20 protein-coding genes and 1 pseudogene are annotated in these 26,013 nt (G+C 63.6%); 12 read left to right on the forward strand and 9 right to left on the reverse strand.

Going from position 1 to position 26,013, the window contains the following annotated elements; all coding sequences use genetic code 11:
* Window positions 1–16 precede the first annotated feature (16 nt).
* The 4 genes from grxD to hemA all read right to left on the reverse strand — a co-directional run bounded on the left by grxD (window position 17) and on the right by hemA (window position 3,885).
* The gene (gene grxD / locus C8C99_RS19700; protein ID WP_056641141.1) at window positions 17–340 is read right to left on the reverse strand and encodes a Grx4 family monothiol glutaredoxin; all 324 of its coding nucleotides are present in this window, start codon (window positions 338–340) and stop codon (window positions 17–19) included.
* A 61-nt stretch (window positions 341–401) separates the two neighbouring features.
* Complete coding sequence (gene prmC, locus C8C99_RS19705; RefSeq protein ID WP_108626632.1) at window positions 402–1,268, reverse strand: peptide chain release factor N(5)-glutamine methyltransferase; 867 nt, start codon at window positions 1,266–1,268, stop codon at window positions 402–404.
* 72 nt (window positions 1,269–1,340) lie between these two features.
* On the reverse strand, window positions 1,341–2,453 hold the full coding sequence (gene prfA / locus C8C99_RS19710) for a peptide chain release factor 1 (RefSeq protein WP_108626633.1): 1,113 nt from the start codon (window positions 2,451–2,453) through the stop codon (window positions 1,341–1,343).
* A gap of 112 nt (window positions 2,454–2,565) precedes the next feature.
* Window positions 2,566–3,885, reverse strand: coding sequence for a glutamyl-tRNA reductase (hemA, locus tag C8C99_RS19715; RefSeq protein WP_108626634.1), 1,320 nt, complete (start codon window positions 3,883–3,885; stop codon window positions 2,566–2,568).
* A gap of 72 nt (window positions 3,886–3,957) precedes the next feature.
* Here hemA and C8C99_RS19720 point away from each other — a divergent pair, with 72 nt between their 5' ends.
* Together C8C99_RS19720 and C8C99_RS19725 are read left to right on the forward strand one after the other, a co-directional pair.
* Window positions 3,958–4,236 (forward strand): hypothetical protein, encoded by a 279-nt coding sequence (locus C8C99_RS19720; protein WP_056641155.1) that lies wholly within the window; start codon window positions 3,958–3,960, stop codon window positions 4,234–4,236.
* A 338-nt stretch (window positions 4,237–4,574) separates the two neighbouring features.
* Complete coding sequence (locus C8C99_RS19725; protein ID WP_108626635.1) at window positions 4,575–5,543, forward strand: tripartite tricarboxylate transporter substrate binding protein; 969 nt, start codon at window positions 4,575–4,577, stop codon at window positions 5,541–5,543.
* 73 nt (window positions 5,544–5,616) lie between these two features.
* Here the strand turns inward: C8C99_RS19725 and ugpQ are convergent, their stop codons facing one another.
* The 5 genes from ugpQ to ugpB all read right to left on the reverse strand — a co-directional run bounded on the left by ugpQ (window position 5,617) and on the right by ugpB (window position 10,755).
* Complete coding sequence (gene ugpQ / locus C8C99_RS19730) at window positions 5,617–6,372, reverse strand: glycerophosphodiester phosphodiesterase (RefSeq protein WP_108626636.1); 756 nt, start codon at window positions 6,370–6,372, stop codon at window positions 5,617–5,619.
* Window positions 6,369–7,379 (reverse strand): sn-glycerol-3-phosphate ABC transporter ATP-binding protein UgpC, encoded by a 1,011-nt coding sequence (ugpC, locus tag C8C99_RS19735; RefSeq protein ID WP_056641164.1) that lies wholly within the window; start codon window positions 7,377–7,379, stop codon window positions 6,369–6,371. The genes ugpQ and ugpC overlap by 4 nt, the downstream gene beginning before the upstream one ends.
* A gap of 62 nt (window positions 7,380–7,441) precedes the next feature.
* Window positions 7,442–8,293 carry a sn-glycerol-3-phosphate ABC transporter permease UgpE gene (gene ugpE / locus C8C99_RS19740; RefSeq protein WP_108626637.1) on the reverse strand — a complete coding sequence of 284 codons (852 nt, stop codon included), beginning with the start codon at window positions 8,291–8,293 and terminating at the stop codon, window positions 7,442–7,444.
* Between the two features lie 147 nt (window positions 8,294–8,440).
* Window positions 8,441–9,322: a sn-glycerol-3-phosphate ABC transporter permease UgpA gene (gene ugpA / locus C8C99_RS19745; RefSeq protein WP_108626638.1), complete on the reverse strand. Its 882-nt coding sequence runs from the start codon at window positions 9,320–9,322 to the stop codon at window positions 8,441–8,443.
* A 119-nt stretch (window positions 9,323–9,441) separates the two neighbouring features.
* Window positions 9,442–10,755, reverse strand: a complete 1,314-nt coding sequence (ugpB, locus tag C8C99_RS19750; RefSeq protein WP_056641173.1) for a sn-glycerol-3-phosphate ABC transporter substrate-binding protein UgpB — start codon at window positions 10,753–10,755, stop codon at window positions 9,442–9,444.
* A 299-nt stretch (window positions 10,756–11,054) separates the two neighbouring features.
* Between ugpB and serA the strand changes: the two genes are divergently transcribed.
* The 10 genes and pseudogenes from serA (at window position 11,055) to ltrA (ending at window position 25,937) form a co-directional block, all read left to right on the forward strand.
* A complete protein-coding gene (serA, locus tag C8C99_RS19755) occupies window positions 11,055–12,284 on the forward strand; it encodes a phosphoglycerate dehydrogenase (protein WP_108627243.1) in 1,230 nt (409 codons plus the stop codon).
* A 163-nt stretch (window positions 12,285–12,447) separates the two neighbouring features.
* Complete coding sequence (locus tag C8C99_RS19760) at window positions 12,448–16,365, forward strand: FAD/FMN-binding oxidoreductase (protein ID WP_108626639.1); 3,918 nt, start codon at window positions 12,448–12,450, stop codon at window positions 16,363–16,365.
* A gap of 11 nt (window positions 16,366–16,376) precedes the next feature.
* Window positions 16,377–16,796 carry an HIT family protein gene (locus tag C8C99_RS19765; protein ID WP_233247270.1) on the forward strand — a complete coding sequence of 140 codons (420 nt, stop codon included), beginning with the start codon at window positions 16,377–16,379 and terminating at the stop codon, window positions 16,794–16,796.
* 79 nt (window positions 16,797–16,875) lie between these two features.
* The gene (locus C8C99_RS19770; protein WP_108626641.1) at window positions 16,876–17,298 is read left to right on the forward strand and encodes a gamma-butyrobetaine hydroxylase-like domain-containing protein; all 423 of its coding nucleotides are present in this window, start codon (window positions 16,876–16,878) and stop codon (window positions 17,296–17,298) included.
* A 214-nt stretch (window positions 17,299–17,512) separates the two neighbouring features.
* On the forward strand, window positions 17,513–18,244 hold the full coding sequence (ubiE, locus tag C8C99_RS19775; RefSeq protein ID WP_056641183.1) for a bifunctional demethylmenaquinone methyltransferase/2-methoxy-6-polyprenyl-1,4-benzoquinol methylase UbiE: 732 nt from the start codon (window positions 17,513–17,515) through the stop codon (window positions 18,242–18,244).
* Between the two features lie 36 nt (window positions 18,245–18,280).
* Window positions 18,281–19,321 (forward strand): Tim44 domain-containing protein, encoded by a 1,041-nt coding sequence (locus C8C99_RS19780; RefSeq protein WP_056641186.1) that lies wholly within the window; start codon window positions 18,281–18,283, stop codon window positions 19,319–19,321.
* Window positions 19,322–19,382: 61 nt separating this feature from the next.
* Window positions 19,383–20,030, forward strand: a complete 648-nt coding sequence (locus C8C99_RS19785; RefSeq protein WP_108626642.1) for an SCP2 domain-containing protein — start codon at window positions 19,383–19,385, stop codon at window positions 20,028–20,030.
* Window positions 20,027–21,593: pseudogene (gene ubiB / locus C8C99_RS19790) on the forward strand (ubiquinone biosynthesis regulatory protein kinase UbiB). The gene C8C99_RS19785 and the pseudogene ubiB overlap by 4 nt, the downstream one beginning before the upstream one ends.
* 97 nt (window positions 21,594–21,690) lie before the next feature.
* Window positions 21,691–23,136, forward strand: a complete 1,446-nt coding sequence (locus C8C99_RS19795; protein WP_056641195.1) for a sodium:solute symporter family protein — start codon at window positions 21,691–21,693, stop codon at window positions 23,134–23,136.
* A 1,070-nt stretch (window positions 23,137–24,206) separates the two neighbouring features.
* A complete protein-coding gene (ltrA, locus tag C8C99_RS19800; RefSeq protein ID WP_108627244.1) occupies window positions 24,207–25,937 on the forward strand; it encodes a group II intron reverse transcriptase/maturase in 1,731 nt (576 codons plus the stop codon).
* Window positions 25,938–26,013: the final 76 nt, after the last annotated feature.

Genomic DNA, 26,013 nt, shown 5'->3' on the forward strand with positions numbered 1-26,013 from the left:
GGGAGGACTCTGCCGATCAGCCTTCGGTGCCCAGCACCTGCTTGAGTTCGCCCGACTCGTACATCTCCATCATGATGTCCGAGCCGCCAATGAATTCGCCCTTCACGTACAGCTGCGGAATGGTGGGCCACTGGCTGTAGTCCTTGATGCCTTGGCGGATTTCGTCGTCTTCCAGCACGTTGACGGTGACCACGCTCTTGGGGTCCACGCCGCAGGCCTTGAGGATCTGGATCGCGCGGCCGGAGAAGCCGCACATGGGGAAGCTGGCGCTGCCCTTCATGAACAGCAGGATGTCGCTGGATTTGACGAGGGCGTCGATGCGTTGCTGGGTGTCGCTCATGGGAAAACTCCTGGTAAGGGGCAGCGGGCAGAGGGTGGGTAGGAGCCCGCGATAGGGGGGATTATTTCACTGTCTGTGCCAGAGGCCACTGTCCGCCCGTGCAACGCGCAATGCCAGCGAGGTCATTGCGACTTTGCACCTGGACAAAGCCCCGGGTGGTGAGCAGCGCCTGCACGGCGTCTGCCTGGTCGTGGCCATGCTCCAGCAGCAGCCACCCGCCCGGCTGCAGGTGCGCTGGCGCCTGGGCGATGATGGTACGGATGTCTTCGAGGCCATCTGCCCCGCTGGCCAGGGCTTGCAGGGGCTCATGCGTGAGCGCGGCCAGGTGCGGATCGGCGCTGGGGATGTAGGGGGGGTTGGAGACGATAGCGTCAAACCGACCGTCAACCCCTGCCAGCCAGTTGGCTTGCTGGAACTGAACAGCCAGCCCCAGCCGTTCTGCGTTGGCCTGGGCCACGGCCAGTGCGTCGGCACTGGCATCCACCGCCAATACCTGGGCGTCGGCGCGCTGGCTGCACAGGGCCAGCGCAATGGCGCCGCTCCCAGTGCCCAGGTCCACCACGCGAGGGGCGTGGGCATTCAGGTACGGTGGGGCGATCACCTCCAGCGCCCAGTCCACCAGCGTTTCGGTGTCGGGGCGCGGGTCCAGCACGCGTGCGTCCACCTGCAGCGGCAGGCCGTAGAACTCCTTGCGTCCGGTGAGGTAAGCCACGGGCTCGCCACCCAAGCGGCGCTGGCACAGGGCGATGAACCGGGCGTGTGCTGCATCGTCCAGCGCGTCCGTGTCGTGCGCCAGCAGCCAGGCACGGCCTGCATCGGGGCGGCCTACGGTGTGCAGCAGCAGCAGTTGCGCGTCGATGCGTGCCAGACCCAAGGTATGGGCCTGCGCCAAGGCCTGGGCCAGGGTGGGGGATGCAGAGTTATTCACTATTGTTTTGATAGCTGCAAGGGCATATGAATCGGGCGCTAGAAGCCAATCGATTTCATATTCTGGTCTTGCTCAACCGGTGGTGCCCATCTCCAGCTCTTCGAGCTGCTCGGCCTCGCGGGCGTGGGCCAGAGCCTGCAGCACATCGCCGAGGTCGCCTTCCATCACGTACAGCAGCTTGTACAGCGTGAGGTTGATGCGGTGGTCCGTCAGGCGCCCCTGCGGGAAGTTGTAGGTGCGGATGCGGTCGCTGCGGTCGCCGCTGCCGATCAGGCCCTTGCGCAGCGCGGCCTCCTTGGCGGCGCGTTCGCTGCGCTCCTTTTCCTGGATGCGGGCCTGCAGCACTTGCAGCGCCTTGGCCTTGTTGCTGTGCTGGCTGCGGCCGTCCTGGCATTCGGCCACGATGCCGGTGGGCAAGTGCACCACGCGCACGGCCGAGTCCGTCTTGTTGATGTGCTGGCCGCCCGCGCCCGATGCACGGAAGGTGTCGATGCGCAGATCTGCCGGGTTGAGCTTGATGGCCTCGTGCTCGTCGGGCTCCGGCATCACGGCCACGGTGCAGGCGCTGGTGTGGATGCGGCCTTGCGTCTCGGTGGCCGGCACGCGCTGCACGCGGTGGCCGCCGGACTCGAACTTGAGGGCACCGTACACACCGCTCCCGGAGGGCCCCGTGCCGGGCTGACCCTCAATGCGCAGCACGATTTCCTTGTAGCCACCCAGCTCGGCGGCGTTCTCGCTCACCACCTCGACCTTCCAGCCCACGTTGGCGGCATAGCGGGTGTACATGCGAGTGAGGTCGCCCGCGAACAGGGCCGACTCGTCGCCGCCCGTGCCCGCGCGGATTTCGACGAACGCATTGCGTGCGTCGTCGGGGTCCTTGGGCAGCAGCAGGCGTTGCAGTTCATCTTCGAGCTGCAGCAGTTCGGCCTCGGCACTGGTGATTTCTTCCTGCGCCATTTCGGCCATGTCGGGGTCGGCCAGCATCTCGCGGGCCCCGGCCAGGTCGGCCTCGCGCTGCTGGTAGCGGGCGTAGCGGCCTGCGACCTGCGTGACTTCGGCATGCTCTACGGAGATGCGCCGGTACTGCGCCATGTCGCTCATGATGTCTTCGCGCGACAGCAGAAAGTCGAGTTCGCCCAGGCGCTGTGCGTAGCGCTCCAGCTGGCTTCGGAGGAAGGGTTTCATGAATATCTGGAAAATGGTTTGCTACGAATTTGGTAGCTATTGGCGCATATAAATCAAGCGCCTGGGGCCGATTTGGTATCAAATCGGGGAGGGGCGGAGCGGGCGAGCGCCGCTACAGCCCGTTGTTGTTCGCAGTCTTGCTTTGTGAGCGCAGGAACAGGCGCGAGACGGTCTGGGCCGTCTGGGCGCGCATCTCGGCGTCGCCCGCGCGCAGCTCGGCCAGGGTGCCGTGCAGCATCTTTTGTGTGAGGCCGCGCGACAGCGCTTCGAGCACCGCGTCCACGTCCTCGCCCTTGGCCAGCAGCTTCTTGGCGCGGGCGATTTCCAGCGCGCGCCACTCGTCGGTCTGGGCATTGAGCTGCTGGATCAGCGGCACCACGCCGCCGGCCTCGCCCAGTGGGCTGCGCAACTCCATCCAGTGCATGAAGCTCTGCACGCCCGCGTCGATGATGGCCTCGGCCTGGGCCACGGCGGCCTGGCGATTGGCCTGGGCCGTCTGCACCACGGTGGCCAGGTCGTCCACGGTGTACAGGTACACGTCGCCCAGGGCTTTCACCTCGGGCTCGATGTCGCGCGGCACGGCCAAATCCACCATGAAGATGGGGCGGTGGCGGCGCTTCTTGAGCGCCCGCTCCACAGCACCCAGGCCGATGATGGGCAGGCTGCTCGCAGTGCAGCTGATCACGGCGTCGAACTCGTGCAGGCGCTCGGGCAGGTCGGCCAGACGCATCACCTCGCCGCCAAAGCGGGTGGCGAGCTTTTCGCCGCGCTCCAGCGTGCGGTTGGCAATGGCGATCTGCTTGGGGTTCTTGGCAGCAAAGTGCGTGGCGCACAGCTCGATCATCTCGCCCGCGCCGACGAACAGCACGCGGATCTTGGTGAGGTCTTCAAACAGCTGGCTGGCCAGGCGCACGGCCGCGGCGGCCATGCTGATGCTGTGCGCGCCGATCTCGGTGCTGGTGCGCACTTCCTTGGCCACGGCAAAGCTGCGCTGGAAAAGCTGGTTGAGCGTAGTACCCAGGGCGCCGGCGGTTTCGGCCGCGCGCACAGCGTCCTTCATCTGGCCCAGGATCTGGGCTTCGCCCAGCACCATCGAATCGAGCCCGCTGGCCACGCGGAACGCATGGCGCGCCACCAGGCTGTCTTCGAGGGTGTAGGAATGTGAGCGCAGCAGCGCGGGGCTCACGCCACCGCTTTGGGCCAGCCAGCCCAGCGTGTGATCCACGGCGGGCTGGTCGCCAGCGCAGTAAATTTCGGTGCGATTGCAGGTGGAGATAATGGCCGTTTCCACGCCCGGGTGGCGGCTGTTGGTGCCCAGCGACTGGCGCAAACCCTGCAACGTAGGGGCGATCTGGTCGAGCGCGAACGCAAACCTGCCGCGCAGATCGAGCGGCGCGGTGGTGTGGTTGATGCCGAGGGCCCAGACTGCCATAGTCACGGATTATAAAATTGTTGGCCCGAACAGGCGGCGTTGCTTGTTCATGCCTTGATTTGGGTCAATTCCATGGGTCCGCTGGACGTCATCAACCACCTTCTCAACTTTGTTGCGCCCGCTGCCGCCATGGCTCTGGTGCTGGTGCTTTCAGGCCGCCTCGTGGGCTCCCGAAGCGCCTCGCCGATGGCGGGTTGGCTGCGCTGGATGGTGTTGTTTGCCGTGGGGGTCGCGGTACTGGCTGGGGGGCTGGTGCTCTGGGGGCGTGACGGCAAGATGCTGACCTACGCCGCGCTGGTTGTGGCCTGCGCCACCTGCCAGTGGGTGCTGGTGCGGGGCTGGAAGGCTTGAGGATGTCCTGCATGACTCCCTGCGGCCTGTGATAGCGCGGCCTCGGGCAGTCCGCTGCGTTGCTTTTTTTGCCAATAGCCGGGCTATTGGCAAAAAAAGGCGCCTTGCGGTCTCTCCCGATCCGCGCTACCACCGACACGCGAGGGTTATGCAGGACATCCTTGAAGCTTTCAGCAAGCCGTCACGTGTTTTGAGGGTTTGCGAGAGGGGATGTTGAGGGCTGTCGCGCCCTGGTGTCTGATAGCCTCTTTGCATCTTCCAACGCGGCTGCCACGGCCTGCGCCGACGGAAGCGGCAAGTACCCCACACACCCACAACCAATGCTGGAGACAACCCCCATGAAGCTGCTGCGTACCTGCGTCACCCTGGCCGCGGGCCTGGCCTTGTCTGCTACCGTGCTGGCGCAGGCGTTTCCGTCCAAGCCTGTTCGTATCGTGGTGGGCTTCCCGGCCGGTGGGCCTTTGGACCAGCATGCGCGTTTGCTGTCCGACAAGCTGCAGACCGTGCTGGGCCAGCCCGTGGTGATGGACTACAAGGCGGGTGCGGGCGGCACAGTGGGGGCTCAGGACGTGATGAAAGCGCCCCCGGACGGCCACACCATCATGCTGGCCAATACCGGGGTGATGGTGATCAACCCCGCGCTGTACAGCCGCCTGCCCTATGCCACCCTCAAGGACTTTGTGCCCGTGGCACGCACGGCCATGCAGCCGCTGGCCCTGCTGGTCAACACCAGCGTGCCCGCCAAGAACCTGCAGGAGTTCATGGCCTATGCCAAGTCGCGGCCGGGGCAGGTCAACTTTGGCTCGGCGGGCAATGGCGGCATCAGCCATCTGGTGCCCGAGATGTTCAAGGCGGCCACGGGCCTGTTCATGGTGCACATCCCCTACCGGGGCAGCGCGCCCGCGTTCACCGACCTCATGGGCGGGCAGGTGCAGTTCATGGCCGAGAGCATTCCGCAGGCTGCTTCGTACCACAAGCAAGGCAAGGTGCGCGCCCTGGCCGTGACCAGCAGGGAGCGCAACCCCGCGCTGCCCGAGGTGCCCACCGTGATCGAGAGCGGCATCAAGGGCTTTGAGGTGGTGGGTTTCTACGGCTTTCTGGCGCCCGCTGGTACGCCCAAGGACGTGGTCAACAAGCTCAGTGACGCCTTTGGCCAGGTGCTGCAGATGCCCGATGTGCGCAATCGCATGGTGAGCCAGGGGGCCGATCCGGCGTTTCTGGGCGCGGACGACTTTGCGAAGTTCCTGGCCTCAGAGATGCCCCGCTGGGCCGACGCCGTCAAGAAGTCCGGCGCGAAGCTGGATTGACCCCCTGAGGCGCTGAGCGCCTTCCTCTGGAAGGGACTTCACCCGCAGCCCGTACTGGGCTGTGGTTGAGCGGTCAGAGTGCGGCTGGCGAAAACAGGTCCACCCGGTCGGTGATGATGCCGTCCGTGCCCAGCGCGATGAGGCGCTGCGCTGCCCAGTCGTCATTCACCGTGTAGCTCAGCGTACGCATGCCCATGCCGTGCACTTGGGTCACCAGGGCCTGGTCCCACAACGCGTGGTTGCACACGATGGCTACGCAGTCGAGCGCCTGGGCCTTGTCAAAACATCCGTCCCACAGCGCGTCGATCAGCAGCGCGCGGGGTATGTGGGGGGCGGTGGCCATGGCACCGGCCAGTGCCTCGGGCTTGAACGACGAAAACAGGGGCGGCACAGCTTGGCCTTGCCACAGCCGCGCGGCGTATTCACCCACCACGCGACCGGTCACTTCTTCCTGCCCCGGCGTGGGCTTGATCTCGATGTTCAGGAAAAAACCGTTGGCGATGCAGTAGCGCGCCAGGTTCTCCATGGTGGGCAGGGGCTCGCCTGCGTAGCTGCGCGAGTGCCAGCCACCCGCATCCAGCTGAGCGAGCTGGGTCCAGGGCAGGTCGCCGCCTGTGCCACGGCCGTTGGTCGTGCGCTCCAGCGTAGCGTCGTGCATCAGAAACGGCACGCCGTCGGCACTCAGTTTGGCGTCGCACTCGAACATGCGGTAGCCGTACTGGGCGCCCAGCCGGAACGCGGCCAGCGTGTTCTCGGGGGCCAGCTTGCCTGCGCCACGGTGGGCGACCCAGCGGGGGTAGGGCCAGGGGGCGAGCAGGGCGGCACTCATGGGGCGATGCGTTGACCGGTGGTGGCGTCGAACGCGTGCAGGCGGTCGGGGCGGGGGAGCACGTGGATCACCGCGTCGGGCAGCGGCGCGTGGGTGCCTTCTTCCACCCGCACGATGATCTGCTCGCCGTTGATGCGGCCGTAGATGAGGCGCTCAGCCCCCAGCAGCTCGACCGTTTCGACAGTGACAGCCCAGCCTTCGCTGCCCACGTCCAGATGCTCGGGGCGGATGCCCAGGATGGTGCCCGACTTGGCGCCAGGTGCGTTCTTGAGCAGGTTCATCGGCGGCGAGCCGATGAAGCTGGCCACGAAGGTGGTGGCGGGCGTGTGGTAGACCTCTTCAGGGGTGCCGAACTGCTCCATGTTGCCCGCGTTCATCACGATCATGCGCTGTGCGAGCGTCATGGCCTCGACCTGGTCGTGGGTGACGAACAGGCTGGTGATGCCCAGTTCGCGGTGCAGCTTCTGGATCTCCAGGCGGGTTTGTGCGCGCAGCTTGGCGTCGAGGTTGGACAAGGGCTCGTCGAACAGGAACACCTGCGGTTGGCGCACGATGGCACGGCCCATGGCCACGCGCTGGCGCTGCCCGCCGGACAGCTCGCGTGGCTTGCGCTCCAGCAGGTGCGAGAGTTCGAGGATCTTGGCGGCCTTGTCCACGCGGCGCTGGATTTCTTCCTTGGGTACCTTGGCGATCTTCAGGCCATAGGCCATGTTCTCGAAGTTCGTCATGTGCGGGTAGAGCGCGTAGTTCTGGAACACCATCGCGATATCGCGCTGGGCGGGCTCCAGGTTGTTGACCACGCGGTCGCCAATGCGCAGCTCACCGCCGGAGATTTCCTCCAGGCCCGCCACCATACGCAGCAGGGTGGACTTGCCGCAGCCGGAGGGGCCCACGATGACGACGAATTCGCCGTCCTTGACCTCGGCATTCACGCCATGGATGACCTGGTTGGCCTTGGGGCCGACGCCGTAGCGCTTGACGATGTTGCGAAGAGAGAGGGATGCCATATTTGCAATGAATTTGATAGCTACAGAGGCTTATTGAGAAAGCACTTGCAGGGGTTTTTGTCTTATTTTTCGGTATCCACCAGGCCCTTGACGAACCAGCGCTGCATGACCACCACCACGAAGGCTGGGGGCAGCATGGCCAGCAGGGCCGTGGCCATCACGATGTTCCACTCGTTGCCTGCATCGCCGCCGGCCAGCATGCGCTTGATGCCGATCACCACGGGGTACATGTCTTCGGACGTGGTCACCAGCAGGGGCCAGAGGTACTGGTTCCAGCCGTAGATGAACTGGATCACGAACAGCGCGGCAATCGAGGTGCGCGACAGCGGCACCAGGATGTCCTTGAAGAAGCGCATCGGGCCGGCGCCGTCCACGCGCGCCGCTTCCACCAGCTCGTCGGGCACCGTGAGGAAGAACTGCCGGAACAGGAAGGTGGCGGTGGCCGAGGCGATCAGTGGCACCGTCAAGCCCGCGTAGGTGTTGAGCATGCCCAGGTTGGAGACGACCTGATAGGTAGGCCCGATGCGCACTTCCACGGGCAGCATCAGCGTGATGAAGATCAGCCAGAAGCAGATGCCCTTGAAGGGGAAGCGGAAGTACACGATAGCGAACGCCGACAGCAGCGAGATGGCGATCTTGCCCACGGTGATCACGATGGCGGTGACGAAGCTCACCCACATCATGCGCGCCACGGGGGCGGTGGAGCCCGCACCCGCGCCGCCGCCAAACAGCGCGTCGTGGTAGGTCTGCCAGAAGTTGCTGCCGGGCACCATGGGCATGGGCACCTGCACGATGTCCTGCGCCGTGTGGGTGGAGGCCACAAAGGCCAGGTACAGCGGAAAGCCGACGATGATCACGCCCAGCACCATGATGAGGTGCGAGAACGCGGTGAGGTAAGGACTACGTTCAACCATTGGAATCTTTCAGGATCGAAGCATGGCCCGCAGCGCCCGCAAAGGGCACGATGCAGGCGAGGGCCGCCGAGCAAGAGCCGCCCCGCAGTGAGGGCGGCGTCCCCCTGGAGGGGGAAGGCGCGAAGCGACTCAGGGGGGGCTTCATATTCAGTACTGCACTTTCTTCTCGACGTAGCGGAATTGGATGACCGTGAGCACAACCACGATGGCCATCAGCACCACCGACTGCGCCGCCGAGCCGCCCATGTCCATGGCCTTGAAACCATCGTGGTAGACCTTGTAGACCAGGATGGAGGTGTCGCGTCCCGGGCCGCCCTGCGTGGTCGAGTCCACGATGGCAAAGGTGTCGAAGAACGCGTACACGACGTTGATCACCAGCAGGAAGAACGTGGTGGGCGACAGCAGCGGAAACTGGATGCTCCAGAACCGGCGCCAGGGGCCGGCGCCGTCGATAGCGGCGGCTTCGATCAGCGACTTGGGGATGGACTGCAACCCTGCCAGGAAGAACAGGAAGTTGTAGGAAATCTGCTTCCACACCGCTGCAATCACGATCAGTGCCATGGCGTGGTCGGAGTTGAGCATGTGGTTCCAGTCAAAGCCCGACTGGCGCAGCATGTAGGCTACCACCCCCAGCGAGGGCGAGAACATGAACATCCACAGCACGCCTGCCACCGCAGGGGCCACGGCGTAAGGCAGCAGCAGGGCAGTCTTGTAAACGATGGCGCCCTTGACGATGCGGTCGGCAAAGATTGCAAGGATGAGCGACAGGCCAATGCCCACCACCGCCACCAGGATCGAGAAGAAAGCCGTGGTCTTGAAGGACGCCAGGTAGCCCGGGTCTTCAAACAGGGCCTTGAAGTTGTCCAGCCCCACCCATTCGGTGGACATGCCAAAGCTGTCCTGCATCTGGAACGACTGCACCAGGGCTTGGCCTGCGGGCCAGAAGAAGAACACGCTGATGATGACCAGCTGAGGCGCCAGAAGCACCCAGGGCAGCCATGCGGAGCGGAAAAGTACGCGTTTTTCCATGACGAAACTCTCAAAAAGAAAACCCCACCGCCCCGTGAACCAAGATGGTTGACGGGGCGGCGGGCTTTCGATGCAACCCGCCAGGTGGCGGGCGGCATCGACAGATGGTGGGACCGTACTTACTTGTTGGCGCGTGCGAAGCGGGCCAGTTGTTCGTTGCCACGGGTCACAGCGGTGTCCAGGGCTTCCTTGGGCGACTTCTTGCCCGACCAGATCTGTTCGGTTTCCTCGTCGATGATCGTGCGGATCTGCACGAAGTTGCCCAGGCGGATACCGCGCGACTTGTCGGTGGCCTTGCGGATCATCTGCGTCACGGCCACGTCGGTGCCGGGGTTCTTGTCATAGAAGCCCGATGCTTCGGTCAGCTTGTACGCGCCCATGGTCACTGGCAGATAGCCGGTGCGCTGGTGGCTGGCGGCCTGCACCTTGGTGTCGTTCAGGAAGTTCAGGAAGCTGGCCACGCCCTTGTATTCCTCCGTCTTCTTGCCGGCCATCACCCACAGGCTGGCACCGCCGATGGCGGTGTTCTGTGGGGCGCCCTTCACATCGGGGTAGTAGGGCAGGGTGGAGATGCCGTAGGCAAACTTGGCTTCCTTGGCCACGCGGGCATACAGACCCGACGAGCCGGTGATCATGGCGCACTCACCCGAGGGGAAGGACGCATCGGCCGTGTTGTTGCGGCCCTTGTAGACGAAGCTGCCTTCCTTGGAGGCCTTGGCCAGGTTCTCGAAGTGGCGCACGTGCAGCGGGGTGTTGATCTGCAGCTGGGCGTCGTTGCCGTCAAAGCCGTTGTTCTTGGAAGCGAACAGGGTGTTGTGCCACAGCGAGAAGCTTTCCAGCTGCGTCCAGCTCACCCAACTGGTGGTGAACGGGCAACTATGGCCGCTGGCCTTGAGCTTGGAGGCGGCAGCGAACACTTCGGGCCAGGTCTTGGGCGGCTTGTCGGCGTCCAGGCCGGCCTTCTTGAAGGCGTCCTTGTTGTAATAGAAGATGGTGGTGGAACTGTTGAGCGGGTAGCTCAGCATCTGGCCGTTGGGGGCGGTGTAGTAACCGGCCACGGCAGAGACGTACTGCGTGGGGTCGAACTTGAAGCCGGCGTCGTTCAGCACCTTGGCCGCAGGCACGATGGCGCCCTTGCTGGCCATCATGGTGGCGGTGCCTACCTCGAACACTTGCAGGATGTGGGGGGCATTGCCGGCGCGGAAGGCGGCGATGGCACCGGTCATCGATTCGTCATACTGGCCCTTGTAGGTGGGCACGATCTTGTACTGGGTCTGGCTGGCGTTGTATTGCTTGGCCAGGTCGTTGACCCAGTCGCCCAGCGCTGCACTCATCGAGTGCCACCATTGGATCTCAATGGGTGCCTGTGCTTGCGCAGGTGCGCAGACCGACATGGCAACAGCAGCGCAGACCGCCAGAAGCTTCGTTTTCATGAATATTTCCTCCGAGGATGACGAAAAGCACAAGGGCCGGATGCTATGCAGCCTCTGTGACATTGATATGTCGTTGTCGCATGAGCCCGCGCCCTGCAACAACCGGGGAAACCCCTTGGGGTACCCGTGAGGGGAGCGATTGTGACCTTTTTGTGACAATGTGTGGTGCATTTGCCGAGGCTTGCAAGGTTTTGTGCAATGCACCATGCTGGGGGCTGTTCGCACATCGGTGCAGCACCGTTTCGTTCGCGCCGTCGCGCGCCGCTTCCTTCTTCCATCCCTTCTTCATCCTCATCGCCATGGCTACCAACTCGCTGGACAAGAACAAAATCAAGTTTCTGCTGCTCGAAGGCATCCATTCTTCTGCGGTGGACGTGATCCGTGCGGCGGGCTATACCCAGATCGAGACCGTGTCCGGCGCGCTGCCCGATGAAGAGCTCAAGCGCAAGATCGCTGATGTGCACTTTGTGGGCATTCGCTCGCGCACCCAGCTCACTGAGGAAGTGTTTGCCCAGGCTCACAAGCTGGTGGCCGTGGGCTGCTTTTGTATTGGCACCAACCAGGTGGACCTGAATGCGGCGCGCGAGCGGGGCATTGCAGTGTTCAATGCGCCGTACTCCAACACCCGCTCGGTGGCTGAGCTGGTTCTGGCCGAAGCCATCCTGCTGCTGCGCGGCGTGCCCGAGAAGAACGCGGTGGCGCACCGGGGAGGCTGGCTCAAGTCGGCCGACAACGCGTACGAGATCCGGGGCAAGACCCTGGGCATCGTCGGCTATGGCTCCATCGGCACACAGTTGTCGGTGCTGGCCGAGGCCATGGGCATGCACGTGGCGTTCTTTGATGTGGTCAACAAGCTGCCCCTGGGCAATGCGCGGCAGGTGCAGCACCTGCACGACCTGCTGGGCCAGAGCGACATCGTGAGCCTGCATGTGCCCGAGCTGCCGTCCACCGAAGGCATGATCGGTGCCGCCGAAATCGCGGCCATGAAGCCGGGCGGCATCCTTATCAACGCTGCGCGGGGCACGGTGGTGGATATTGAAGCGCTGGCGGGCGCGCTCAAGGCCAAGAAGCTGCTGGGCGCTGCCATCGACGTGTTCCCGGTCGAGCCACGTACCAACAAGGATGAGTTCCAGTCGCCCCTGCGCGGCCTGGACAACGTGATCCTCACCCCCCACATCGGCGGCTCCACCATGGAGGCGCAGGCCAACATTGGCCTGGAGGTGGCCGAGAAGCTGGTGAAGTACAGCGACAACGGCACCAGCACCTCGTCGGTCAACTTCCCCGAGGTGGCGCTGCCGGCCCACCCCGGCAAGCACCGCTTGCTGCACATCCACCGCAACGTGCCAGGGGTGCTGTCCGAGATCAACCGCATCTTCTCGGACAACCAGATCAATATCTCCGCCCAGTACCTGCAAACGAACGAGAAGATCGGCTACGTGGTCATCGACATCGATGCCGCCTCGTCGGACCTGGCGCTGGACAAGCTGGCGCAGGTCAGCGGCACGCTGCGCAGCCGCGTGCTGTTCTGACACTATTGCAAGGCCGCGCACGGCCTTGCACGTTCTTTTTGCGCCCGGCCACCCGCCCCGATCTGCGGCGAGCGCTTTCCGCCAGATGCGTGCAGGGGCCCCCTGGCCCGGCAAGGCACAGGCCGGTGGCTTAAAATCGCGCCCCCACCCCAGGTAGACCCCCATGAATGTACCGATCGCGTTGGCGGCCTTGCAGACGCAGGCCGCCGAGCCTGCCCGACTGCGAGAAATTCCCTATAACTACACCTCGTTCTCCGACCGGGAGATCGTGATCCGGCTGCTGGGCTCCGCCTCCTGGGAGGTCCTGGACCAACTGCGCAAAGAACGCCGTACCGGCCGCTCCGCCCGCATGCTGTATGAGGTGCTGGGCGATATCTGGGTGGTGCAGCGCAACCCCTATCTGCAGGACGACCTGCTGGACAACCCGGGCCGCCGCAAGCTGCTGGTCGATGCACTGAACCACCGGCTGGCCGAGATTGAGAAGCGCCGCACCCCCGCCGACGACGCCGACCGCGACCGCCTCGTGGGCGAGCTGGTTGTCGCCGCGCGCCGTGCGGTGGCCGAGTTCAACGCCACCTTCGAGCAGGCCGCGCAGCTGCGCCGCCAGATCCAGCGCACGCTGGGCCGCCTCACCGCCAAGGACAACATCAAGTTTGACGGCCTTTCGCGCGTGTCCCACGTGACCGATGCGACCGACTGGCGTGTGGAGTACCCGTTCGTGGTACTCACCCCCGACACCGAGGTGGAGATGGCGGGCCTGGTCAAGGGCTGTATCGAACTGGGCCTGACCATCGTTCCCCGTGGGGGCGGCACCGGCTACACCGGCGGCGCGATCCCGCTGACCTGGAAGAGCGTTGTCATCAACACCGAAAAGCTCGAAGCCATGACCGAGGTGGAAATGCGCCGCCTGCCGGGCCTGGACCGCGAGGTGGGCACGGTGTGGACCGAAGCCGGCGTGGTCACCCAGCGCGTGGCCGACGCCGCCGAGCGTGCAGGTTTTGTGTTTGCGGTGGACCCGACCAGTGCCGAGGCATCGTGCATTGGTGGCAATATCGCCATGAACGCAGGCGGCAAGAAGGCCGTGCTGTGGGGCACGGCGCTCGACAACCTGGCCAGCTGGCGCATGGTCACGCCCGACGCCCAATGGCTGGAGGTGACCCGCCTGGACCACAACATGGGCAAGATCCATGATGTGGAAGTGGCGACCTTCGAGCTGCAGTACTTCGAGGCCGACGGCAAGACGCCCGTGCGCACCGAGCGCCTGAGCATCCCGGGCCGCACCTTCCGCAAGGAAGGCCTGGGCAAGGACGTGACGGACAAGTTCCTGGCGGGCCTGCCCGGCATCCAGAAGGAAGGCTGCGACGGCCTCATCACCAGTGCGCGCTGGGTGGTGCACCGGATGCCCGAGCACACGCGCACCGTGTGCCTGGAGTTCTTTGGCAACGCCAAGGACGCCGTGCCTTCGATTGTGGAAATCAAGGACTTCATGTTCGCCGAGCAAAAGCGCAGTGGCGTGCTGCTGGCCGGGCTGGAGCACCTGGACGACCGCTATCTGAAAGCCGTGGGCTACGCCACCAAGAGCAAGAAGGGCAATGGCGGCCTGCCCAAGATGGTGCTGATTGGCGACATTGCCGGCGACAACGCCGACGACGTGGCCCGCGTGACCAGCGAGGTCGTGCGCCTGGCCAACACCCGCAGCGGCGAAGGCTTTGTGGCCATCACGGCTGACGCGCGCAAGAAGTTCTGGGCCGACCGCAAGAAGACGGCGGCCATCAGCCGTCACACCAACGCCTTCAAGATCAACGAAGACGTGGTGATCCCGCTGCCGCGCATGGCCGAGTACACCGACGGCATCGAGCGCATCAACATCGAACTGAGCCTGCGCAACAAGCTCAAGCTGTGCGATGCGCTGACCGAGTTCTTCGAACGCGGCAACCTGCCCCTGGGCAAGCACGACGCCGACGACGAAGTGCCCTCGCCCGAACTGCTGCAAGAGCGCGTGGCCCAAGCCATCGCCCTGGTGGACGAGGTGCGCGGCCTGTGGCAAGGGTGGCTGCACGATGTGGAGACGTTGTTCCCGCAATTGCAGGACCATACGCTGCGTGCCAGCTGGAAGACCCAGCTGCGCGCGCCGCTGCAAGGCATCTTCACCGGTGCGGCGTTCAAGCCCATCCTGGACGAGGCCGTGGCCATTCACAAGCGTGTGCTCAAGGGCCGCGTGTGGGTGGCGCTGCACATGCACGCCGGCGACGGCAATGTGCACACCAACATCCCCGTCAACAGCGACGATTACGAGATGCTGCAGACCGCCCACGAGGCCGTGGCGCGCATCATGGTGCTGGCGCGCAGCCTCAATGGCGTGATCTCTGGCGAACACGGCATTGGCATCACCAAGCTGGAGTTCCTGACCGACGACGAACTGCGCCCGTTTGCCGAGTACAAGCGCAAGGTGGACCCGGAGGGCCGTTTCAATAAGGGTAAGTTGCTCCGAAATCAGGAGCAATCTGGGCATGTTTCACCGGCGCTTGATGCCGATTTGGCCTCAAAACCTGCGCTGCATGCCGACTTGACCAACGCCTACACGCCGAGCTTCGGCCTGATGGGACACGAGTCGCTGATCATGCAGCAGAGCGACATTGGCGCCATTGCCGATTCGGTCAAGGACTGCCTGCGCTGCGGCAAGTGCAAGCCCGTGTGCTCCACGCACGTGCCGCGCGCCAACCTGCTGTACAGCCCGCGCAACAAGATCCTGGCAACGTCGCTGCTGGTCGAGGCGTTTTTGTATGAAGAGCAGACCCGCCGGGGCGTGAGCATCAAGCACTGGCAGGAGTTCGAGGATGTGGCAGACCACTGCACGGTGTGCCACAAGTGCGAGAGCCCTTGCCCGGTGAAGATCGACTTCGGCGATGTCACGATGAACATGCGCAACCTGCTGCGCAAGATGGGCAAGAAGAGCTTCCGGCCCGGCAACGCGCTGGCCATGACCATGCTCAACGCCACCAACCCCGACACCATCAAGCTGCTGCGCACGGCCATGGTGGGCGTGGGCTTCAAGGCCCAGCGCATGGCGGTGGACCTGCTGCGCAAGGTGTCCCGCAAGCAGACGGCCAAGCCGCCTGCCACGGTGGGCACGGCGCCGATCAAGGAACAGGTGATCCACTTCGTCAACAAGAAGCTGCCGGGTGGTCTGCCCAAGAAAACCGCGCGCGCGTTGCTGGACATCGAGGACAAGGACTACGTGCCCATCATCCGCAACCCGCAGGCCACCACGGCCGAGACGGAGGCGGTGTTCTACTTCCCCGGGTGCGGGTCGGAGCGCTTGTTCTCGCAGGTCGGCTTGGCGACCCAGGCCATGCTGTGGCATGCAGGCGTGCAGACGGTGCTGCCGCCGGGCTACCTGTGCTGCGGCTACCCGCAGCGCGGCAGCGGCCAGTTCGACAAGGCCGAGAAGATGATCACGGACAACCGCGTGCTCTTCCACCGCGTCGCCAACACGCTCAACTACCTGGATATCAAGACCGTGGTGGTGAGCTGCGGCACCTGCTACGACCAGCTGCAGGGCTACGAATTCGACAAGATTTTCCCGGGCTGCCGCATCATCGACATCCACGAATACCTGCTCGAAAAAGGCATCACGCTGCCCGCAGGCCAGGGCGGTTACCTGTACCACGAGCCCTGCCACAACCCGATGAAGCAGGGAGACTCGATGAAGACCGTGCGCGCTCTCGTGGGCGACAAGGTGCTCAAGAGCGAACGGTGCTGCGGCGAATCGGGCACGCTGGGCGTGACGCGGCCCGACGTGTCGACCCAGGTGCGCTTCCGCAAGGAAGAGGAAATCCGCAAGGGCGAGACCCAGCTGCGCGCCAGCGGCGCCGTGGGCGCGCAGGACAACATCAAGATCCTGACCAGCTGCCCCAGCTGCCTGCAGGGCATCACACGCTACGGCGACGACCTGCAGACCGGCTTGCTCGAAGCCGACTACATCGTCATCGAGATGGCCAAGCAGATCCTGGGCGAGAACTGGCTGCCCGAATATGTGCAGCGTGCCAACCAGGGCGGCATCGAGCGGGTTCTCGTGTGACGGCGTGCCCTTTGTGCGCCGAAGACGGCGGCGCGCTCGTCTGGCGCGATGCGCATCTGCGCGTGATCCGGGCCAACGAAGCGGGCTTTCCGGCGTTCTACCGCGTGGTGTGGAATGCGCATGTGGCCGAGTGGTCGGACCTGGCCGCCGCTGACCGCCTGCATTGCATGGAAGCCGTGACCGTGGTGGAGCAGGCGCTGCGCCAGCACCTGTCGCCCACCAAGGTCAACATTGCGGCGCTGGGCAACCTGGTTCCCCATCTGCACTGGCACGTGATTGCCCGGTTTGACTGGGACAGCCACTTTCCGGCGCCTGTGTGGGCGGCTGCGCAGCGGCGCAGCCCTGCGGCGCAAGAGGCGGCCGTGCAGGCGTTGCTGCCAGCGCTGGAGGCGCACCTGCAATCGCAACTGGCGCAGTGGGCCATCCGGTAACCCGCATGCAGAGTGCGCCCACGCGGGTGGGACAATTGCCGCCGTCGTTTCTGACAACAGTTTTCTCACAGGTGATTCCATGGCAGGTTTGAAAGCGGGTGCGCCCACGCCGCAAGCCCTCACGGTGCATGAGCAGTCGCGCGTGCTGGAGGTGGGCTTTTCGGATGGCGCCACGTTCCGCATTCCGTTTGAGCTGATGCGCGTGTACTCGCCGTCGGCCGAGGTGCAGGGCCACGGCCCGGGGCAAGAGGTGCTGCAGACGGGCAAGCGCAACGTGACGCTGGTCAATCTGGAGCCGGTGGGCAACTATGCCGTCAAGCCCACGTTCTCCGACGGGCATGACAGCGGCATCTTCACCTGGGACTATCTGTACGAACTGGGCCAGAAGCAGGACGCACTGTGGGCCCAGTACACCGAGCGGCTGGCTGCGGCAGGAGCGGATCGCGATGCGCCCATGGCGGCCAAGGGCGGCGCCGGGGGCCATGCCTGCGGTGGCCACTGAGGCTCCCTGCCAGCTCGGCCACGCTGCTGGCGCGTAAAGTCGCCGAAGCCCCTGCACACCAAGGTGCTATTGAAAACATAGCTGTAGGCGCAATATTTACTTGCACCAGCGGCTGGTTTTGTTTCAATGGCGTTCTCCAAATTGCGACAGATGCCCCAATGCAACGCGGGGTTGTCGCTGTACCTCTGGCGTTCACGCGCCTAGCATGATTCTTATGAGCACCACGCATTTTGGTTTTCAGTCGGTGGACGAGCAGGACAAGGCACGCCGCGTGCGTGGCGTGTTCGATTCCGTGGCCTCCAAGTACGACGTGATGAACGACCTCATGTCGGCGGGTTTGCACCGCGCCTGGAAGGCTTACACCGTGATGGTGGCCAACCTGCGCGAAGGCAGCCAGGTGCTGGACATCGCGGGTGGCACGGGTGACCTGTCGCTGGCGTTCTCCAAGAAGGTGGGCGCGTCGGGCCGCGTGGTGCACACGGATATCAACGAAGCCATGCTGCGCGTGGGCCGCGACCGGCTCATCAACGAAGGCGTGGTGTTGCCCACCCTGGTCTGCGACGCCGAGAAGCTGCCGTTCCCCGACGCGCATTTCGACGTGGTGAGCGTGGCCTTTGGCCTGCGCAACATGACGCACAAGGACCAGGCCATTGCCGAGATGTGCCGCGTGCTCAAGCCCGGCGGCAAGCTGCTGGTGCTGGAATTTTCCAAGGTGGCGCAGCCGCTGACCAAGGTGTACGACTGGTATTCATTCAAGGTGCTGCCCCAGTTGGGCAAGCTGGTGGCGGGCGACGACGCGAGCTACCGGTACCTGGCGGAGTCGATCCGCATGCACCCGGGGCAGGAAGAACTCAAAAGCCTCATGCAAAAAAATGGTTTTGGGCATGTGGACTATCACAACATGACGGGGGGCATTGTGGCTCTTCATGTTGGAATCAAGTGCTGAGCGGTTTGCTCGGCGGATAACGGAGACGGAGAAGTCATGATGAAACTGTGGTCTGTGGTGTTGGTCGCGATGCTGGCGTTTGCGCACGCCGATGCCGACGCCGCGCGGCGACTGGGTGGTGGCAAATCGGTGGGCAAGCAGTCCAGCAACGTGACGCAGCGCGAGTCGGCCACGCCGCCCGCCACGCCCGGGGCACCGGCGCAGAGCGCGACCAATACGGCCGCCGCTGCCAAGCCTGCCACCGCCACGCCGGCGACGGCACCGGCCGCACCGGCCAAGAAGCCCTGGGGCGCCATGCTGGGCGGCCTGGCGGCTGGCCTGGGCCTGGCCTGGCTGGCGCATTCGCTGGGCCTGGGTGCAGGCTTTGGCAACATCCTGATGATTGCGTTGCTGGCCTTTGCCGCGTTTGCCATCTTCAAGATGGTGATGCGGTCCCGCAATGGGGGAGGCAGCAACGGTGCGGGGACCGCTGCCGGTGGCGCTCCGTTCGCGTTCCAGGGCGCAGGGGCCGCAACGCCCGCCGCCGCCCAGGTGCCGCGGCAGTACAGCCCCAACAATGTGGGCAACGACGCTTCTGCCCGCCCCTGGGAGCGCAGCAGCATGGCATTTGACGCATCGCGTGCCGGCCAGGCAGGCGTGGGTTCGGGCGTGGTGATCGGGTCGGGCCTGTCGGGCTCGCAAAACTGGGGCGTGCCTGCCGATTTCGACACCGAGGGTTTCCTGTCGGCGGCCAAGCGCAACTTCGTGACCTTGCAGGGTGCGTGGGACCGCTCGGACATCGCCACCCTGCGGTCCATGATGACGGACAACATGCTCGACGAGATCCGCACCCAGCTGACCGAGCGTGAAGACCACCGCGGCACCCAGCCCAACCACACCGACGTGGTCATGATCGAGGCGCAGCTGCTGGGCATCGAAGACCTGGGCGACGGCTACATGGCCAGCGTCGAGTTCTCGGGCATGATCCGTGAAGAACCCTCGGCCGGGCCCAGCCCCTTCCGCGAGGTCTGGAACATGACCAAGCCCAAGGCGGGCAACACCGGCTGGCTGGTGGCAGGCGTGCAGGCACTGCAGTAATCGCAGCCCAGGGCGCTCCTGTGCGCCAGGGGCATTCCAGTTCAGGGAATAATCGGGGACTATGGCAACACCACAGTCCCCTTTTCCTTTTCTGGACGGCCTCTTCGAGCGGCTGGCCGCCGGTCCACAGCCCCCGCAATGGCTGGTGCATGAAGTGCAGCAGCGTCTGGTGCTGTTTCTCAACCATGTGCTGATGCAGGAAAAAGAGGCCACCGACCGGCTGGTGCGCCAAAAAGGCCGCGTCGCTCGCGTGCAGTGGCGGGTTTACTCCCTGTCGCTGGTCATCACCCCGGCAGGCCTGTTCAACCTGGCGCCCGAATCTGCCGTGCCGGATCTGCGGCTGGAAGTGACCGACAGCTCTCCCTTCACCCTGGCCCAGGCCGCGCTGCGGGGCGACAAGCCGACCATCCGCATCGAGGGCGATGTGCAACTGGCCGCAGAGATCAACTGGCTGGTGGACCATGTGCGCTGGGACGTGGAAGAGGACCTGGCCCGCGTGATCGGTGATGCCCCCGCGCACACGCTGGCGCAGTTTGCCAGCCGCGCTGCACAGGCGCTGCGCCAGTTTGTGGGTTCGCGCATGGCCGCAGCCGGCCAGTCGCCCTCATCGGCGGTCGCGCCGATGGCTACGGTGGCGCCGGTGGCTCCTGGCACTCCGACGGCTGCGCCGCTGTCGCCCTCGGGTGGTTCCGACCGGGCTGACGCATGAAGCGCTTCTTGCGGGGGGCTGCCATCCTGTGGGTGGTGTTCCGGTTCGGCCTGGACGGCTTGCTGCTAGACAGCTTTCAAAAGCCCTGGCTGCGCATGATCTCGCGCATCCTGTCCATCGGGCGCAACCTGGATGCGCCGCGTGGACAGCGCCTGCGCGAGGCGCTGGAGAGCCTGGGGCCCATCTTCGTCAAGTTTGGCCAGGTGCTGTCCACCCGGCGCGACCTGCTACCGCCCGACATGGCCGACGAACTGGCCCGCCTGCAGGATCGGGTGCCGCCGTTCGACCCCGACATTGCGATTGCCACCATCGAGCGCGCTTTTCGCCGCCCCGTGGACGAGGTGTTCACCACCTTCGACCGTATCCCGGTGGCCAGTGCGTCCATTGCCCAGGTCCATTTCGCCACGTTGCGTGATCGCCAGGGCATCGAGCGCGAGGTAGCGGTCAAGGTGCTGCGTCCGGGCATGCTGCCCGTGATCGAAAAGGACCTGAGCCTCATGCGCATGATGGCGGGCTGGGTCGAGAGCCTGTCGGCCGATGGCAAGCGCCTCAAGCCGCGTGAGGTGGTCGCCGAGTTCGACAACTACCTGCACGACGAGCTGGATCTGGTGCGCGAGGCGGCCAACGCCGCGCAGCTGCGGCGCAACATGACCGGGCTGGACCTGGTGCTGATTCCCGAGATCTTCTGGGACTTCTGCCACCCCGAGGTCATGGTGATGCAGCGCATGAAGGGCGTTCCCATCAGCCAGGTCGAGCGCCTGCGTGATGCCGGGGTGGACATCCCCAAGCTGGCGCGCGACGGCGTCACCATCTTCTTCACCCAGGTGTTTCGCGACGGCTTTTTCCACGCTGACATGCACCCGGGCAACATCCAGGTGAGTCTGGAGCCAGCCACGTTCGGCCGCTATATCTCGCTGGACTTCGGCATCGTCGGCACGTTGACCGAAGTGGACAAGGAATACCTGGCGCAGAACTTCGTGGCGTTTTTTCCGCCGGGACTACAAGCGGGTGGCGGAGCTGCACATCGAAAGTGGCTGGGTGCCCCCGGGGACGCGGGTCAACGACCTCGAATCGGCCATTCGCGCCGTGTGCGAACCGTATTTCGACCGGCCGCTCAAGGAAATCTCGCTCGGCATGGTGCTGATGCGCCTGTTCCAGACCTCACGCCGTTTTCAGGTCGAAATCCAGCCCCAGCTGGTGCTGCTGCAAAAAACCCTGCTCAACATCGAAGGCCTGGGCCGCCAGCTCGACCCCGAACTCGATCTCTGGAGCACGGCCAAGCCTTTCCTCGAAAAGTGGATGCTCGAGCAGATGGGCCCCCAGCGCCTGTGGCGCGAACTGCGGGCGGAGGCGCCGCACTATGCCAAGCTGCTGCCCGAGCTGCCACGGCTGGTCTACGACGCGCTGCGCCAGCGCCCGGCGGACCACCAGTCGGCGATCCGCGAGCTGCTGGAAGCCCAAAACCGCACCAACCGGCTGCTGCAAGGCATCATTTTTGCTGGGGTGGGGTTTGTGCTGGGCTTGCTGCTCATCCAACTGCTGATCAGAATCCGGCTTTTCTGACGATCTGCATGTGCGGGGCCCCCGGGCAGGGGGCCGGTGCTGTCGTCGGATTTCTTCACCATCGACCGACCGAGACAAAAAGAGAGAGGAGCGCGCTGTGCTGCTGACCCTGGTTATCGTTTACCTGCTGATCACGATCGGCATCGGCCTGTTGGCAGCCCGGCGCGTCAAGAACGCTGCGGACTTCGCCATCGCCGGGCGCCACCTGCCGCTGTACATGATCATCACCACCACGTTCGCCACGTGGTTCGGGTCAGAGACCGTGCTGGGCATTCCCGCCAAGTTCATCGAGGGTGGCCTGGGCAATGTGGTGGAAGACCCCTTCGGCGCGGGCTTCTGCCTGATCCTGGTCGGCCTTTTCTTTGCTGGCAAGCTGTACCGCATGACGCTGCTCACCATCAGCGACTACTACCGCGAGCGCTACGGCCGTGCGGTGGAAGTCGTCTGCTCGCTGATCATCATGCTGAGCTATCTGGGCTGGGTTTCGGCCCAGGTCACGGCGCTGGGGCTGGTGTTCAACCTGTTGTCTGGCGGCGCCATCAGCATTCCGGTGGGCATGACGATTGGCGTGGTCTCCATCCTGGCCTACACGCTGTTCGGCGGCATGTGGTCGGTGGCGGTCACCGACTTCATCCAGATGATCATCCTGGTGGTGGGCCTGGCCATCATTGCCGTGTTTGCGGGCAACATGGCCGGCGGGGCCGACAAGGTGATCGAGTTCGCGTCCAGCCGTGAGCTGTTCCGGTTCCTGCCTGAACCGAAGTTCCATGACGTGATGTTCTTCATCGCGGCGGGCGTGACCATGATGTTCGGCTCCATCCCCCAACAGGACGTCTTTCAGCGCGTGATGTCGGCCAACAACATTCAGGCGGCCACGCGAGGCCCTGTGATCGGCGGCATCTGCTACATCCTGTTCGCCTTTGTCCCCATGTTCCTGGTGGCCAGCGCACTCATCATCATGCCGACCGAAACGGCTGCGCTGCTCAAGGACGACCCGCAAAAGGTGCTGCCCACGCTGGTGCTGGAGAAGATGCCTTTCGTGATGCAGGTGCTGTTCTTCGGGGCCCTGCTGTCGGCGCTCAAATCCACGGCCTCGGCCACCCTGCTGGCGCCGAGCGTCACTTTCACCGAGAACATCTGGCGCCAGTTCCGCCCGCACAGCTCGGACAAGCAGCACCTGCGCACGATGCGCATCACCACGCTGGTGTTCAGCGCCTGTGTGCTGGCTTATGCCATCTACATGCAGGGCACGTCGATCTATGAGCTGGTGTCGGGCGCCTACCAGGTGCCGCTGGTGGGTGCGTTTGTTCCGCTGGTGTTCGGCCTGTACTGGAAGCGCGCCACCACGCAGGGCGCGATCTTTGCCATCGTGCTGGGCCTCGTGACCTGGCTGTTGTTCCTGGCCACACCGGCAGGGGCAACCTTCCCGGCGCAGTTGGCAGGTTTGCTCGCTGCGCTGGCGGGCATGCTGATCGGCTCTCTCGGGCCACAGGCCATCCGCAACAGCCACGCCACTCACCACAAGATGGTCGGTGTGGAATAGACCAGTGGTTATGGGCATGCCGCCTATAATTGAGGGTTTTGGTGCGACACGTAACGTGTTGCTCTGAGAGAGGTAGCTAGCCTCACTAAATAATTAGCAATTAAATCAAGCACTTACGGTGCTTTTATTTAGAGATTGAGAGCCGGTAAAACGGTCCTCTACAGACCGCAACCTAGTTGCGGTTTTGATAATTGCAGCGGGTAAAACCGACTGCAATGCAGGGTTAAACCTGCTTTCATCGCGGCAGTGATGCCGTCTGTGGCGCTCGCGCAACTTGCCGACGAGTCCGCCACAAGCGGAACTCGCCAATGGGATGACCAAATCCGTCCACGGATTGGTCACCTTGTAAATTGCGCTGCGCATCTCTGACTCTCAGAGTGCTCTGCTCTGTTTTGCCTTGTCACACCTTCGTCCGAAGTGCTGTGACCTCTTGTACGACCATGAGTAGCCTAGAGTGGCATGCGGGGACGGTAACGTCTCCGTGTGAAGCCCGCTCGACAATGCGTCCCCGTAACACGGCTGGAGTCCCCTGCGAGGGGGGCGTCAGGACCATCGCCAGCAGAGGTGATATAGGACGCTAGGCTAGTTCCGCATGGGCAACATAAGTGAATCATCGTTTGAACCAGGGTAACAATTGAGCGGCCAAATCTGCTGATAGGCCGTAACCAAACGGTGCGCTGCTGGCATCACCTGTCAAAACTAGGTGTTCGTCGTCACACATGCAGCCCCTGGAGAGATGAGCCCTAAACGGATAGACGTAAACAACGCAAGTTGTCATTCGTCGGCAAGACAGGGAACGTGGTAAGCCCCACTGTCCGCCCAAGCGCTCTGCGCAAGGGCAGGGAAGTCGCGAGACGACCTGTTGGATGAGGGGGTATGGGATAGCGGAGAAAGCGAATGGTTACCTGTAATGGGTGGCATAGGGGCCCGTGCCCTGACGCGAAAGCGTGCTGACTTCCGCGTGGTGCAATCGTCGTTACACGACTGACTAAGTTCAAACTGACCCCGAAGGGATGCAATTCCCCTTCGGGGGAGGTGTGCGTCTCCAGGGGTTCAACCTGGAGGAAAGCATGAGAAAACACGTCGCTTCGCGCGACGAGTCTGCGTCCTCACGCGAACCGCAAGACTGGCACTCCATCGATTGGGGTCTAGTGGCGCGGAACGTGCGGACGACGCAGACCCGTCTAGCGAAGGCTACGCAAGAAAAAGACTGGCGCCGCGTGAAAGCGCTGCAAAGGTCCCTAACTCACTCGTTCTCGGCCAGAGCGCTGGCCGTGAGAAGAGTGACCGAAAACCAAGGCAAACGAACGAGTGGCGTCGATCGCGAACTTTGGGATTCGCCTGCCTCCAAATGGGCGGCGATCGGTCGGTTGAAGAATCTTCGAGGGTACAAACCGCAGCCCTTGCGGCGGGTCTACATTCCCAAAGCAAACGGGAAGGAAAGGCCGCTTGGCATTCCGACCATGTTTGACAGGGCCATGCAGGCGTTGTTCTTACTGGCATTGGAACCAGTGTCAGAGAGCACCAGCGACCCGAACAGCTACGGCTTTCGGACTGGGCGCTCAACGCACGATGCCATGAGCCAGTTGTTCGTTTCCTTGTCTCAGAAGGCCTCGGCCGAATGGGTACTGGAAGCCGACATTCAGGGGTTCTTCGACCATATCAACCATGACTGGATGCTCGACCGTGTTCTCACAAACAGGGAAGTGCTACGGAAATGGTTGAAAGCCGGAGTGGTCCATCAAGGCCGCTTCTCGCCGACTGATGAGGGAACACCGCAAGGTGGTGTCATTTCGCCAGCCCTGGCGAACTGCGTTCTGAACGGGTTGGAAACGGGACTCGCCGCGCACTTAAAGGCGCGGCTGGGTGTTGTGAAAGTCCGCAGAGCCAAAGTAAATGTGGTCCGCTTCGCGGACGACTTCGTCATCACTGGGAGCTCACGAGAGCTGTTAGAGATTGAAGTCCGACCATGGGTAGAAGCCTTCCTTGCAAAACGAGGATTGCGACTATCGCTGGAAAAGACCTGCGTCACGCACATTGACCGAGGCTTCGATTTCCTTGGATGGAACTTCCGCAAATACCGTGGAAAGTTGCTAATCAAGCCTAGCAAGAAAAACGTGAAAGCGTTTTACCGAAAGGTATCGGAAATCGTACGGACGCATCTATCGACGAAACAGGAGAATCTCATTGCGCAACTGAACCCAATCCTTCGGGGCTGGGCTAGGTATCACCAACCGGTGGTCGCGAAAGAGACGTTCAGTCGGATGGACTACCTCATCTACTGGCGGCTTGTCCGCTGGGCGAGGAGGCGACATCCGAAGAAGTCCCCAAGCTGGTGCACCCAACGTTACTGGAAGGTCATTGGTGAAAGGACAGAGTTCGCAACCAAAGTAGGTACAGAAGACGAACCGATCATGAAACGGTTGGCGCGATTAAGCGACACAGTGATTGAAAGGCATGAAAAGATCAAAGGAGACTACAACCCCTTTGATCCTGTCTGGGAGGAGTATGGAGAGATGTTGCGGACGAAACGCACGGCAAAGAGCCTGCGCCATCGTTACGAAGCGTCAATGCTGTATATCTCCCAGGACGGGCGCTGTGCACTCTGCACGGAACTGCTCGATCATGAGGGCGGCTGGCACGATCATCACATTGTTTACAAGGTGAATGGCGGGTCGGACGCTATGTCTAACCGGGTGCTCCTGCACCCGGTGTGCCATCAGAGGCTGCATGCCCTTGGGTTGCCGGTCGCGAAGCCGGCCTCAACAAGGCTTAGGGTCCAAGATAAGAAAGGCGCGTAGAGTAAAATCGCGTGTTTTGCTTATTGCTGGACTAAGTTGTGCTTGAGCCGTGTGCGGTGAAAGTCGCACGCACGGT

Origin of the sequence: Acidovorax sp. 107 (genome assembly GCF_003058055.1) — a bacterium.
GTDB lineage: Bacteria > Pseudomonadota > Gammaproteobacteria > Burkholderiales > Burkholderiaceae_C > Acidovorax.

Excerpts from the sequence above, each read along its gene's own strand:
- ugpQ (WP_108626636.1), bottom strand. The coding sequence starts at position 6,372 with ATGAGTGCCGCCCTGCTCGCCCCCTGGCCCTACCCCCGCTGGGTCGCC.
- C8C99_RS19785 (WP_108626642.1), top strand. The coding sequence starts at position 19,383 with ATGGCAACACCACAGTCCCCTTTTCCTTTTCTGGACGGCCTCTTCGAG.
- ugpA (WP_108626638.1), bottom strand. The coding sequence starts at position 9,322 with ATGGAAAAACGCGTACTTTTCCGCTCCGCATGGCTGCCCTGGGTGCTT.
- grxD (WP_056641141.1), bottom strand. The coding sequence starts at position 340 with ATGAGCGACACCCAGCAACGCATCGACGCCCTCGTCAAATCCAGCGAC.
- serA (WP_108627243.1), top strand. The coding sequence starts at position 11,055 with ATGGCTACCAACTCGCTGGACAAGAACAAAATCAAGTTTCTGCTGCTC.
- C8C99_RS19770 (WP_108626641.1), top strand. The coding sequence starts at position 16,876 with ATGGCAGGTTTGAAAGCGGGTGCGCCCACGCCGCAAGCCCTCACGGTG.
- C8C99_RS19720 (WP_056641155.1), top strand. The coding sequence starts at position 3,958 with ATGGGTCCGCTGGACGTCATCAACCACCTTCTCAACTTTGTTGCGCCC.
- prfA (WP_108626633.1), bottom strand. The coding sequence starts at position 2,453 with ATGAAACCCTTCCTCCGAAGCCAGCTGGAGCGCTACGCACAGCGCCTG.
- C8C99_RS19760 (WP_108626639.1), top strand. The coding sequence starts at position 12,448 with ATGAATGTACCGATCGCGTTGGCGGCCTTGCAGACGCAGGCCGCCGAG.
- ubiE (WP_056641183.1), top strand. The coding sequence starts at position 17,513 with ATGAGCACCACGCATTTTGGTTTTCAGTCGGTGGACGAGCAGGACAAG.
- ltrA (WP_108627244.1), top strand. The coding sequence starts at position 24,207 with ATGAGAAAACACGTCGCTTCGCGCGACGAGTCTGCGTCCTCACGCGAA.
- ugpC (WP_056641164.1), bottom strand. The coding sequence starts at position 7,379 with ATGGCATCCCTCTCTCTTCGCAACATCGTCAAGCGCTACGGCGTCGGC.
- C8C99_RS19725 (WP_108626635.1), top strand. The coding sequence starts at position 4,575 with ATGAAGCTGCTGCGTACCTGCGTCACCCTGGCCGCGGGCCTGGCCTTG.
- C8C99_RS19780 (WP_056641186.1), top strand. The coding sequence starts at position 18,281 with ATGATGAAACTGTGGTCTGTGGTGTTGGTCGCGATGCTGGCGTTTGCG.
- ugpB (WP_056641173.1), bottom strand. The coding sequence starts at position 10,755 with ATGAAAACGAAGCTTCTGGCGGTCTGCGCTGCTGTTGCCATGTCGGTC.
- ugpE (WP_108626637.1), bottom strand. The coding sequence starts at position 8,293 with ATGGTTGAACGTAGTCCTTACCTCACCGCGTTCTCGCACCTCATCATG.
- hemA (WP_108626634.1), bottom strand. The coding sequence starts at position 3,885 with ATGGCAGTCTGGGCCCTCGGCATCAACCACACCACCGCGCCGCTCGAT.